The sequence below is a fragment of the Myxococcus sp. AB025B genome (assembly GCF_006518215.1).
Classification (GTDB): domain Bacteria; phylum Myxococcota; class Myxococcia; order Myxococcales; family Myxococcaceae; genus Myxococcus; species Myxococcus fulvus.
Map to the genome: position 1 here is coordinate 1 of NZ_SRLW01000311.1, position 11731 is coordinate 11731.

Annotated in this window: 9 protein-coding genes; 6 read left to right on the forward strand and 3 right to left on the reverse strand. The window is 70.4% G+C overall.

Features of this window, described 5'->3' with window-relative positions; genetic code table 11:
* Together FL311_RS35325 and gpmI are read left to right on the forward strand one after the other, a co-directional pair.
* The coding region (locus FL311_RS35325; RefSeq protein ID WP_141332091.1) for an RNA ligase RtcB family protein at positions 1-754 on the forward strand (754 nt) is incomplete at its 5' end.
* 86 nt (positions 755-840) lie between these two features.
* Positions 841-2382, forward strand: a complete 1542-nt coding sequence (gpmI, locus tag FL311_RS35330) for a 2,3-bisphosphoglycerate-independent phosphoglycerate mutase (protein WP_141332092.1) — start codon at positions 841-843, stop codon at positions 2380-2382.
* A 21-nt stretch (positions 2383-2403) separates the two neighbouring features.
* On the opposite strand, the gene FL311_RS35335 is transcribed toward gpmI, so the two are convergent.
* Positions 2404-3123: an immunity 52 family protein gene (locus FL311_RS35335; protein ID WP_368668605.1), complete on the reverse strand. Its 720-nt coding sequence runs from the start codon at positions 3121-3123 to the stop codon at positions 2404-2406.
* A 15-nt stretch (positions 3124-3138) separates the two neighbouring features.
* Positions 3139-4437, reverse strand: coding sequence for a Tox-REase-5 domain-containing protein (locus FL311_RS35340; protein ID WP_228557297.1), 1299 nt, complete (start codon positions 4435-4437; stop codon positions 3139-3141).
* A 372-nt stretch (positions 4438-4809) separates the two neighbouring features.
* Between FL311_RS35340 and FL311_RS44400 the strand changes: the two genes are divergently transcribed.
* From FL311_RS44400 to FL311_RS35365, 4 genes are all read left to right on the forward strand, one after another.
* Positions 4810-5511 (forward strand): ComF family protein, encoded by a 702-nt coding sequence (locus tag FL311_RS44400; protein ID WP_194869491.1) that lies wholly within the window; start codon positions 4810-4812, stop codon positions 5509-5511.
* A 209-nt stretch (positions 5512-5720) separates the two neighbouring features.
* Positions 5721-6989, forward strand: coding sequence for an SBBP repeat-containing protein (locus FL311_RS35355; protein WP_141332095.1), 1269 nt, complete (start codon positions 5721-5723; stop codon positions 6987-6989).
* Between the two features lie 116 nt (positions 6990-7105).
* Complete coding sequence (locus tag FL311_RS35360) at positions 7106-9829, forward strand: M1 family metallopeptidase (RefSeq protein ID WP_141332096.1); 2724 nt, start codon at positions 7106-7108, stop codon at positions 9827-9829.
* Positions 9830-9920: 91 nt separating this feature from the next.
* Complete coding sequence (locus tag FL311_RS35365; RefSeq protein WP_141332097.1) at positions 9921-10664, forward strand: arylamine N-acetyltransferase; 744 nt, start codon at positions 9921-9923, stop codon at positions 10662-10664.
* Between the two features lie 14 nt (positions 10665-10678).
* Here the strand turns inward: FL311_RS35365 and FL311_RS35370 are convergent, their stop codons facing one another.
* Positions 10679-11647 (reverse strand): DUF6624 domain-containing protein, encoded by a 969-nt coding sequence (locus FL311_RS35370; protein ID WP_141332098.1) that lies wholly within the window; start codon positions 11645-11647, stop codon positions 10679-10681.
* Positions 11648-11731 lie beyond the last annotated feature (84 nt).

The following is an 11731-nucleotide window of genomic DNA, read 5'->3' on the forward strand; positions in this document are numbered from 1 at the left end:
GGGCACGGTGGGCGGCGGCAACCACTTCGCGGAGCTGCAGCGGGTGGACGCGGTGCACGACGCGCGGGCCTTCGCCGAGCTGGGGCTGGAGGCGGACCGGTTGCTGCTGCTGGTGCACTCGGGCTCGCGCGGACTGGGCGAGGCGATTCTGCGGGCCCACGTGGACCGGCACGCGGCGGGCGGGCTGGTGGCGGGCTCGGACGAGGCGCGGGCGTACCTGACGCGGCATGACCACGCGGTGGCGTGGGCCCGGGCCAACCGGGCGCTGGTCGCGCGCAGGGTGCTGGACGGCATCGGCGCTCCGGCGCGGCGAGTGTTGGATGTCTGCCACAACAGCGTCACCCCACGACGCGAGGACGGGGCCCTGAGGTGGTTGCATCGCAAGGGCGCGGCGCCAGCGGACGAGGGGCCCGTGGTGATTCCGGGCAGTCGTGGCGCGCTGAGCTATCTGGTGGCGCCGGTGGGGGATGGGACGGGCAGCGCGTACAGCCTGGCGCACGGCGCGGGGCGCAAGTGGACGCGCACGGCGGCCCGGGAGCGCATCAAGGAGCGCTTCACCGCGGAGTCGCTCACCCGGACGAGCTTCAAGAGCCACGTCGTCTGCGAGAACAAGGACCTGCTCTTCGAGGAGGCGCCGCAGGCGTACAAGGCCATCGACCGGGTGGTGACGGACCTGGTGGAGGCGGGGCTGGTGAAGGTGGTGGCCACGCTGGCGCCGGTGCTGACGTACAAGACGCGCTCCCACGAGGAGTAGCGCGGGCCCGCGGGAAGAAGCCGGCCCTGGAGTCGAAGCGCGTTTTTCCCCTCCGCGTCCGGCGGGTGCGTGGTTAGGGTTCGGGCATGACTCCCGCGCACAAGGTATTGCTCTGCATCCTGGATGGTTGGGGCATCCGCCACGAGCGAGAGGCGAACGCCATCCTCCTGGCCGGCACGCCGAACCTGGACAAGCTGACGAGCCCCTACCCGTTCACCGAGCTACAGACCTCGGGATTGGCCGTGGGTCTGCCCGACGGGCAGATGGGCAACTCGGAGGTCGGGCACACGAACATCGGCGCCGGTCGCATCGTCTACCAGGACCTGGTGCGCATCAACCGCGCGGCCGAGTCGGGGGAGCTGGCGCAGAACCCGGTGCTCCGCGCGGCGATGGACGGCGTGAAGGCGGACGGCAAGGCGCTGCACCTGTTGGGCCTGGTGTCGCCGGGTGGGGTGCACTCGTCGATGGAGCACCTGTACGCGCTCCTGAAGGCGGCGCGGGAGCGGGGTGTGCCGCACGTGTACGTGCACGCGTTCCTGGACGGGCGTGACACGCCGCCGCAGAGCGCGCTGGGCTACGTGGAGGCGCTGGAGCGCTTCCTCCACGAGACGCACACGGGCCGCATCGCCACGGTGAGCGGGCGGTACTACGCGATGGACCGCGACAAGCGGTGGGACCGGGTGCAGCTGGCGTACGAGGCGCTGGTGCACGCGCGCGGTCCCAAGGCGCCGGACGCGCTGAGCGCCATCCGCGCGTCGTACGCGGAGAAGGTGACGGACGAATTCGTGAAGCCCACGGTGATGGCGAGCGGGGATGGGACGCCCGTGGGCCGCATCCAGGATGGGGACACGGTGGTGTTCTTCAACTTCCGCGCGGACCGGGCGCGGGAGCTGACGCAGGCCCTGGCGTATCCGACGTTCAAGGAGTTCGACCGGGGCGGGCTCCGGCTGGGGCGGTACGTGTGCATGACCCAGTACGACGAGACCTTCGACCTGCCGGTGGCGTTCGCGCCGGACCAGCCGCAGGACATCTTCCCGGAGATTCTGGCGCGGCAGGGGCTGCGGCAGTTCCGCACGGCGGAGACGGAGAAGTACGCGCACGTGACGTTCTTCTTCAACGGCGGGCGCGAAGTTGTGTATCCGGGTGAGGACCGGCACCTGGTGCCGAGTCCGCGCGACGTGAAGACGTACGACTTGAAGCCGGAGATGGCGGCGCGCGAGGTGACGGCGGAGCTGGTGCGGCGGCTGGATTCGGGGACGTATGACTTCGCGCTGGCGAACTTCGCCAACCCGGACATGGTGGGGCACAGCGGCCGGCTGGACGCGGCGATGCAGGCGGTGCGCGTGGTGGACGAGTGCCTGGGGGTGCTCGGCAAGGCGTGCGAGCGCAACGGCTGGGTGATGGCCATCTCGGCGGACCACGGCAACTGCGAGCAGATGGTGGACCCGGTGACGGGCGAGCCGCACACGGCGCACACGCTGAACCCGGTGCCCTTCCACCTCATCCACCCGGCGTTCCGGGGACAGAAGCTGCGCCCCGGCATCCTCGCGGACATCGCGCCCACGCTGTGCAAGGTGATGAACCTGCCGCAGTCGAAGGAGATGAACCGGCAGGGCGTACTGCCCTGAGCACGGGGCCCCTCCGGTCCGCTACGGCTGGAGGGGCTTGAGCAAGCCGGCGTTGTCCAGCAGCTCCCGCACGTGCTCGGCCAACGCCACGTGCTGGGGGTTGCTCGCCGTGAAGCGCTCGGGGGTGAGGATGATGAGGGTGCCCTTGTCCTCCACGGGTTCGACGCGCACGGGAGCAGGCAATGGGGGCACCGTGCCTCGATGATTCGCGAGGTACATCGCCCACCCGATGCGAGGAGCCCCCTTGAGGCTCCGTGCGTCCATCAAGTTGCCAAGAGCATGCGAAGTGGCGACTCCCCAGTCAGGCGCCCACGCGACAGCGGAAGCGCGCAGGAGCCCAGCCAGCACAGACGCGGTCAACACCGGGTCTGCATGCGGACCCTGACTCGGGAGAGTGAACGCACATGCGTTCTTCACCCTCGCTGCGTAGCTACCGCATGTGACTCGGAAGCTGCTCGCTCCGTGGTCATCGCCCACGCCGTTCCAGGCCTCGATGCGAAAACCAATCTCCTTGACGACCCGGTCCTTGCCTCGACGAACGAGCGCCTCGAGCTCATTGGCATTGGGCTCGATGGGCCGCAGCAATGCGTCATGGCGAGACTTGCCGGTCTGGAACCACTGCGCGAACGAGGGAGCTACCGTCCTCAGCTTCGTGAGGAGAACCGCCATCCGTCGAGCGCAAGCCTCGGGCAGTTCCTCCCTGGGCCCCCAGTAGGCCCCTGCATAATAGGTCTCGTTCATGCGCGGCTGACTCGCTCAGAGCAAAGGGATGAAGACGACTTCGATTTCGTCGATTCCGTTGACTCGGAACAGCTCCTTGATCGCTTCAGCTGTCTTCTCTTCCGCGATGTGCCACCGAATCGACGTGCCCTCGGGCGCCTTGGCCAACTGCCTCTGCGCCTGGTCTACGAGGGCCTTGGCTCCCGACTTCTCGAACCAAACCCTCGGCGTGAGGTTGTCGAGGAACTTGTTCGCATAGCCCGGCCCCTTCGCCTCCAGCAGCACGCCCCTCTCGAACCCATCGAACTTCACGCCTCCGCTGTCCCTGCCGACACCTCCGACCCAGTATGCCTCGTCCGCCGAGTGGCCCGTGATTTGTTCCTGGTAGCGACGGGCGCGAGGGGACATGGACTCCTTCGCGGGTCCCCACTGCCCAGGCCCCTTCGATGGGCCCCCCTCCTTCACGGCCGTGCCCGCCCGCTGGAGGATGATGGCCGCGCCAGGGCCGCCACTCAGCACCGCGGCCGCATGCCCCACGGGCGCCGCCACGATTCGCATGGCGACCGCGCCGTCAGCGGACAACGCGAGCACCGGCACCTCCGCCGTGGCGAACGCCGTCCCCTGCAACGTGCGCGTCGCCGAGGACACCGTCCCCCACGTGGCGATGAGGTTCGTCATCAGCCTCGAGACGGCCTGCACCTGCTCGCCTCGCGTCATGTACCGGAAGCGCTCCAGGTACTCGGGCGATGACTCCAGCAGCGCCACCACGGCGGCCGGCAACTGACGAAGCGCCGCGAGGTTTTCCGCTGGCGACGTCGAGAAGAACCGCCCCACCGAGAGCGCCAGTCCCACGAACGCTTCTTCAGCTCCATCCAGCGACCGACTGATGACGTCCGCGTCATCGTGGACGTCGGCCAGCGGGAAGCCGCTCTCCTCCTTCAGTTCCGCGTCCAGCAGCCGGAAGACGCCCGTGCGACCGTCGTAGAACCGTCCCAGCTCGAAGCCGTGCGCACGGAAGGCCCCAGCCCTCCACTCAACGGGCGCCACCCGTTGCTGAGTCCGTCCACTGCGCACCCACGCCAGGCACCCATCAGGCCGGAGCACCGCCAGATGCTTGAAGCGCTCCACCCGGCGCACCAACCCGGCCCGCGACACCTCACCCGTGGTCAGCACCTCCCTCAGCATGAAGCCAAGCGCGACACGCGCCGGGAACTGCCCCAAGGTCACGTCCTTCCCCAGCAGCGTCCGCAGGAGCCGGGCGGCATGCCTGGGTGTCAGCGCGCTCCCCGCGACAGGCAGCGCGTCCTGCGCCTCCAGCCCAGCACTCTTCAGCAAGGCGTCGAACGCATCACGCCGCTCCCCTCCGTGCGCCCAGTCACCCGCTTCGCGAGCGTCTCCAGCCCACCCGGCGCGTTGCTGGAAAGTGCCCCCGCGAGAAGACGCGTCGACCCCGGCGCAGCCCGTGGCGAAGAGGACGACGCCAAGAATCCAAAGGCCCGCACGCATTCCCACCTCCCAAGCCTCCCTTCCCAGAAGGCAAGTGGCGCGAATGCTGGCATTGGCGTCTGACCCACGAATCCACTCGACGCTCCCCTCCACCGCCGCCTAGCGTTCCCCTCCGGCGGTGGGGGAACGGGCGATGGGGATGGGGACGACACGGGTCGGGTGCAGGGGTTCCACGCAGCGGGCGTCCACGAGCGCGCGCCCATGCTGAGGGCCCTGCTGGACGTGCTCTACCCGCCCGCGTGCATCGCCTGCGCGAAGGTCCTCCCAGGCCCCGGCGCCTTCTTCTGCGAGCCCTGTGACACCGCCGTGGAGCGCCTGCCGCCCGTGTGCTGCCGCACCTGCGCGGAGCCCGGTCCGTTCCCCGCCGCCATGTGCCCGCGCTGCCGCGCTTCTCCCCCACCCTTCTTGCGCGCCTGGGCCCCGTTCGCGCACGAAGGCCCCGTCGCCCGCGCCGTCCATCGCTTCAAATACGAAGACCACCCGGAGCTGGCCGCGCCCCTCGGAGAGCTGCTCGCTGCCGAGGCCCGGCGCTTCCTCACCCGCGCGCCCCGACTCATCGTCGCGCTCCCGCTCCACACCCGCCGCTACCACGCGCGCAAGTACGACCAGACCCAGTTGCTCGCGGGCTCCCTGGCGAAACACCTGGGCCTGCGCGCCCCCGTCGGCCTGCTCACGCGCACGCGAGAGACCCAACGACAGGTGGGCCTCACCGAGGCCGAGCGCGCCGACAACGTCGCGGACGCCTTCGTCGCCTCGGACGATCTCGCGGGTCGGGACGTGCTCCTCCTCGATGACGTCTTCACCACCGGCGCCACCGCGCGCGCCGCGGCCACCGCGCTCCTGGACGCCGGCGCCACCCGCGTCGACGTCCTCACCCTCGCCCGCGCCTTCACCGTGACCTGAACGCAACCCGACGCAGCAACTGTCACAGCGCGTCAAATGCAACCGGGTCCACGACAACTCACACCCGGATTCAGCCTGGACACCGCGTGTCTTTCATTACCCATCTTCCGCGACTTTCCGTCCCGTGTTCTTGCATCAGTGCCGTGTCACGAGACATTTCGCGTCGCGTTTCACGGCTCGCCTTCCCCCTCTTCGAAACGGAGTCCGTGATGAAGGTTCCCGTGTTGAGCTCGTTCGCCCTCGCCGGTGTCGTGTGCGCGCTGGGCCTCCCCGCCCCCGTCCAGGCCCAGGTCCCCGCGCCCTCGTGGACGCGGCAGTTCGGCGCCAACCTCGACGAGCAGGCCCGCGCCGTCGCCGTCGCCGGCAGCGCCGTCTATGTCGTGGGCAACACCACCAGCCAGCTCGGCCCCGAGCCCAAGGCCGGTGGCAACGACGTCTTCGTCGCGAAGTACGACACCGCGGGCACGCTGCAGTGGGTGCACCAGTTCGGCACCCCCGAGGATGACCGCCCCGCCGCCGCGACCACCGACTCCGAGGGCAACGTGTACGTCACCGGCCGCACGTACGGCTCGCTGGGCTTCCACACGAACGCCGGCGGCTATGACTTCTTCATCGCCAAGTACAGCCCGCAGGGCCAGCAGCTCTGGGTGCGCCAGCAGGGCACGCAGATGGATGACTTCGGCACGGGCCTGGCCATCGGCGCGGACGACACCCTGTACTTCTCCGGCTACACCGGCGGCAGCTTCGCCAACGGCGGCAACCCCGGTCACTACGACGTCCTCGCGGGCCTCTACGACTCCGCCGGCAACCCGTACTGGCTCAGGCAGTTGGGCGCGACGAGCAGCGACATCGCGCGCGGCATCGCCGTGACGCCGGACCACAAGGTGTACGTCGTGGGACAGACGAGCGGCAGCCTCGACGGCGCCACCACACCCACGGGCACGGACCTGTTCCTGCTGCGCCTAAACATCCTCGGCGCCACCCAGTGGGTGCGCCAGCTGGACCTCTCCGACCTCGACGACGCCAAGGGCGTGGCGGTGAGCCCCGACGGCGGCGCCTACCTCGTCGGCGACACCTTCGGCACCCTCGACGGCCACACCAACGCCGGCACCATCGACGTGGTGCTCGCCCGCTATGACGCCATGGGCAACCGCCAGTGGAGCCGCATGCTCGGCGGCGCGCAGCCCGACTACGCGAGCGGCGTCGCCGTGGCCGCCAACGGCACCGTGAACGTCACGGGATACACGGCCAACGCCCTGGACGGCCAGCCGTACGCCGGCAGCCAGGACGCCTTCCTCACCCGCTACGACGGCTCGGGCACCAAGCTGGGCACGCGCGTCGTCGGCACCCACCTGCCCGACGTCGGCAGCGGCGTGGCGGTGGACACCAGCGGCAACTCCTACGTGACGGGCTCCACCTACGGCAGCCTGGGCGGCACCAACGCGGGCAGCTACGACGCGTTCATCGTCCGCTTCTGAGACAGGCCCGCATTCCGTGTCCGGTCATGGGACAGGTCTTCGTTGCCTGTCTCACGCGGAATCCAGGACAGGAGCTTCGCGGTGGCCAATCGCGGAGGGCACGATAGCCTCGCGGCATGCGCTGGCACTCCCTCCTCCTCGTCCCCGCGTTGCTCTCACTCCACTGTACCCACGCCACCGGGTCCGCCGGGCCGTCCAAGCCCGAGGCCTCGGTGGCGGCCGCGCCCGAGTGGCCCGAGGCCCAGCCTCCCGCGCTGCGCCTGCCGGACACCGTCCAGCCTCTGCACTACCTGCTGGACCTGAAGCTCATCTCCACCGAGTCCACCCACTCCGGCACCGTCACCATCGACGTGGACGTGCGCGAGCCGGTGCGCCAGGTCTGGCTGCACGGACAGGATTTGGAGGTCACCTCCGCGCGCATCGAGACGCAGGGCCGCGCGCTCGAGGCCAAGGCCGTCACCGCGAGCGAGGGGCGGCTGGGGCTGCTGCTCCCGGAGACGCTGCCCGCGGGCAAGGCGCGCATCGTCATCGCCTTCACGGGCACCATCGACAAGGAGCGCAGCCGGGGCCTGTATTCGCAGGAGGAGGGCGGCCACAACTACCTCTACACCTTCTTCGAGCCGGTGGACGCGCGCCGCGCCTTCCCGTGCTTCGACGAGCCGGGCTTCAAGGTGCCCTGGCAGCTGCGCTTCACGGTGAAAGCAGACGACGTGGCGCTGGCCAACCACGCCATCGAGGCGAAGGAGACGCTGCCGGACGGCCTGCAGCGCATCACCTTCCGCGACAGCAAGCCCATGCCCAGCTACCTCGTCGCCTTCGTGGTGGGCCCGTTCGACGTGGTGGACGCGGGCACCACCGGACGCAACAAGGTGCCGCTGCGCTTCGTCGTCCCCAAGGGCCGCGGCGCGGAGACGGCATACGCCGCGAGCGTCACCCCACGCATCGTCACGGTGCTCGAGGACTTCTTCGACCAGGCGTACCCGTACGAGAAGCTCGACGTCGCGGTGGTGCCCCGCTACTGGGGCACCATGGAGCACCCGGGCCTGGTCGCCCTGGGACAGCCCTTGACGCTCATCCGCCCCGGCGAGGAGACGCTCCAGCGGCGCAAGTGGTACGTCAACATCGCGGGCCACGAGCTGGGGCACTACTGGTTCGGCAACATCGTCACCTGCCGCTGGTGGGACGACATCTGGCTGAACGAGTCGCTCACCTCGTGGCTGGACCGCAAGCAGATGGACGGGTTCGACCCGAGCTGGGGCTTCGGCCGGGACGCGAGCACCAACGCGCTGGCGGGCGCCATGAGCGCGGACGCGCTCGCCGCGGCGCTGCCGGTGAGAAAGCCCGCCAACACGCACGACGAGGTCATCGGCTCGTTCGACAACTCCACCACCTACGCCAAGGGCTCCGCCATCATCGGCATGTTCGAGTCGTGGCTGGGCGAGGACACGATGCGCGACATCCTGCGCGCGCACATCCGCAAGCACGAGTGGGGCACGGCGACGTCGGATGACTTCGCCGCCACGCTCGCCCAGGCCGCGAGCCCCGACGTCGCGCGCTCCTTCCGCAGCTTCATCGACCAGCCCGGCGCGCCCCACATCTCCGCGCAGCTGGTGTGCGACGCGGGCAAGGCGCCGCGCCTGAAGCTGTCCCAGGAGCGCTTCCTGCCCGCGGGCTCCACCGCGTCCAAGGACGCCACCTGGTCGGTCCCCGTGTGCGTGCGCGCCGGGGACCGCGCGGGCGACGTGCGCGCCTGCCAGCTGCTCTCCGAGCGCACCGGCGAGATGGAGCTGCCCATGAAGAGCTGCCCCCAGTGGGTGCTGCTCAACGCGGGCGGCATGGGCTACTACCGCGCCAGCTACACGCTGCGGCAGTTCCAGCAGGTGAACAGCGTGGCCAGCAAGTCGCTGACGGTGCCCGAGCGGCTGGCCTTCTTCGCGGACATCGAGGGCGCGGTGCAACGGGGCGACGTGCGGCTCGGGGAGGTGCTGTCCCTGGTGAACGACACGGCGAAGGACCCGGACCGCGGCATCGCGCTGAGCGGCGCGCGCCTCTTGCATCTGGTGGGCGAGGACTCGCTCACGCCCGCCGAGCGGCAGCGCTTCCGCGCCTGGGTGGGCAAGCTCTACGGCGCGCGGGCCCGGGCGCTGGGCTGGCAGCCGGCGAAGGGCGACAGCGACGAGGTGAAGCAGACGCGCTCGTTGTTCCTGTCGCTCGCGACGATGATGGGTGACGAGCCCACGCTCACGCGCGAGGCCAAGGCCCTGGTGACGAAGTGGCTGGCGCAGCGCGACAGCGTGAGCCCGGAGGCGGTGCCGGTGGCGCTGGCGGTGGCGGCGCGCAACTCCGACCGCGCGCTCCACGAGCAGCTCCTCACCCGCGCGCGCAAGGCGGAGGACCGCAACGAGCGCAACCAGATGATCAACGCGCTGTCGGCCTTCCGCGACCCGGAGCTGGTGAAGCAGAACCTGACGCTGGCGATGACGGAGTTCGACGTGCGCGACGCGCGGCCCCTGTTCGGAGGCGCGTTCAGCGGGCCGGAGACCCGCGCGGTGGCGTGGCGGTTCTACCGCGAGCACTTCGACGCGCTGGCCTCGCGCGTCCGCTCGGATGAGCTGGGCTGGCTCATCGCGATGACGGGCTCGCTGTGCGACGACACCAGCCTCGCGCAGATGGAGGCCTTCCTCGGGCCTCGCGTCGACAAGCTGGAGGGCGCGCCGCGCGCCTACGCCCGGGCGCTGGAGTCCGTGCGGCTGTGCGTGGAGTCCAACCGCCTCCACCAGGACAGCGTGCGCGCGTTCATCGGCAAGCTGCCCCAGGTCACCTCGGCGCCCACCCGCTGAGGGCCCATGCGGGCTCCCTCGTGTTCAAGAGGGAGCCCTCTCCACGCGGCGGACGGTGCGCGCGCCCCGCGAGCGCGCTAGACATGGGGCCATGTTCGACTCCGCCCGCTACCTCGAACGCATCGGCGCCCCCGCGCACGCATCGCTCGCCGAGCTGCAGCGCGCCCACCTGGAGTCGGTGCCCTTCGAGAACCTGGACATCCACCTGGGCCGGCCCATCCAGCTGGCCCCGGACGCGCTCTTCGACAAGGTCGTCGTCCGCCGGCGCGGCGGCTTCTGCTACGAGCTCAACGGGCTGTTCTCCCGCCTGCTCACCGCGCGCGGCCTGCGCGTGACGCCGCTGTCCGCGCGCGTCGCCACCGAGCCCCGGGACGGCACCTTCGGCCCGGAGTTCGACCACCTGACGCTCCAGGTGGAGGACCGCGAGGGGACGTGGCTCGTCGACGTGGGCTTCGGCGACAGCTTCCTCGAGCCCCTGCGCCTGGACGACAGGGGTGTGCAGACGCGCGTCGGACGCGACTTCCGGCTCGCGCCCGAGGGCGACCGGCTCATGCTCCTGCGGCGCGAAGACTCCGGCTGGCAGCCGCAGTACTCCCTGTCCCTCGTCCCGCGCGCGCTCGGGGACTTCGTGGACATGTGCCACCACCACCAGACGTCGCCCCAGTCCATCTTCACGCGGGGACGCCTGTGCACCCGGGCGACGCGGGAGGGCCGCGTCACCCTCAAGGAAGGCGCCCTCGTCCTCACCCGGGGCACCACCCGCGAGCAGCACCCCGTGGAGGGCGAGGACGCTCGCGCCCGGGTACTGGCGGAGCACTTCGGCATCCGCCTCTAGCCGGGCCCCAGGACTCAGGGCTTCTGTTCGGCCTGCTTGCGCATCGCCTCGAACGAGGCCTTGTACTCCTCCATCGTCCCCAGGCCCACGGCCGCGCGGCGCGCGTCCACGTTGGCCGGGTCCTCCAGGTTCTTGGGCTCCATCTGCCCGTTGACCTCTTCCATCTGCGTGCCGTAGCGCTGCGGCTTGCCCGTGTTCACCAGCACGCGGTCCGTCAGGTACGCCAGGTTCTGCTTGGAGCCCTCACCCCGCGCCACCGCCTGCTCCAGCAGGGGTAGCACCTGCTCCTGGAACGCCACGTCCTTGTCCGCGTGCTGCACCAGCAGCCACGCCGCGAACGAGGCCTTCTTGCCCACCAGCGCCTGGCCCGGCCAGCCCTTCTTCGCGATGACGTCCTTGAGCCAGGCCGTGTTGCTCGCGTCGACCTCCTCCAGCTTCTTCTTGGCGGCCTCGTCCTGGAAGTTCGACTTCATCAGCGTCATGCGGACCTGCTGGTCCACCTCCATGCGCGACAGCAGCTCGTCGCGCAGCGCCGGGTCCGCCGCCTTCATCTGCTTCTCGGCCTCCTCGGCGACGCGCTTCTCCACGGCCGCGAAGCCCGGCAGGCCCCGGACGTTGTCCAGGTCCGTGTCCTTCTTCATGTGGGCCACGTCCTCGAAGCCCTCGTCCGCCGCGCGCCCCAGCCACGTCAGGGCCTCCTCGCCCTGGTTCAACAGCGACGCCGCGCAGGCCGCGTTGTAGGCCAGGTTGTTGCTGCGCACCCCGCCCTCCCAGGCGGCGCGGAACAGGGGCAGCGCGGCCTCGTTGTTGCCAGCGGCGGCCAGCCCGCTCGCCTCCATGGCGGCCTTGCGCGCCTCGGGCGTCGCCACGGGCCTGGGCGCGGGCGCGGCGGCCTGGGTCTCCGCGGGGGTGGCCGCGCCTCCAGAAGAGTGGGCACAGGCGGCCAGGTTCAGCGCGGTGAGCAGGATGACGAGACGACGCATTCGGGGGCTCCAGGGGGTGTGGGGTGAAAACGGGGTCGCAGTGGAGGCGGGTTTTTCAGGACACCAAGCGCTCGGCCCCGGGGA